The 389-nt window shown below is 43.7% G+C and carries 3 tRNA genes; all 3 read left to right on the top strand.

The features are described 5' to 3' along the window. Nucleotides 1–63: 63 nt before the first annotated feature. Nucleotides 64–138: transfer RNA gene (locus ABGF48_RS08490), tRNA-Asn, on the top strand. Between the two features lie 4 nt (nucleotides 139–142). Beyond that, nucleotides 143–231: transfer RNA gene (locus ABGF48_RS08485), tRNA-Leu, on the top strand. Nucleotides 232–251: 20 nt separating this feature from the next. Next, nucleotides 252–328, top strand: a tRNA-Met gene (locus ABGF48_RS08480). Nucleotides 329–389 lie beyond the last annotated feature (61 nt).

Below are 389 nucleotides of genomic sequence, written 5' to 3'. Positions count from 1 at the left end.
ATAGGTTCAGTGTTGACTCTTATAAAACTGATCGAAAGATCATAAAATTGAATTAAATGATTTTCCTAGGTAGCTCAATGGCGGAGCACTCGGCTGTTAACCGATAGGTTGTGGGTTCGAGTCCCACCCTGGGAGCCAATATGCCGGGGTGGCGGAACAGGCAGACGCACAGGACTTAAAATCCTGCGGAGGTTAAACTCCGTATCGGTTCGATTCCGATCCTCGGCACCATTTAATTTTACATTTAATAGCGCGGGATGGAGCAGTTCGGTAGCTCGTCGGGCTCATAACCCGAAGGTCATAGGTTCAAATCCTGTTCCCGCAACCACATTCACTAAGATAGCTAGAATTGGCTATCTTTTTTTATCTTTATTATTTTTATTTTAAAA

Origin of the sequence: Helcococcus bovis, from assembly GCF_046035835.1 — a bacterium.
GTDB lineage: Bacteria > Bacillota > Clostridia > Tissierellales > Peptoniphilaceae > Helcococcus > Helcococcus bovis.
This window is presented reverse-complemented; position numbering and strand designations above follow the sequence as displayed.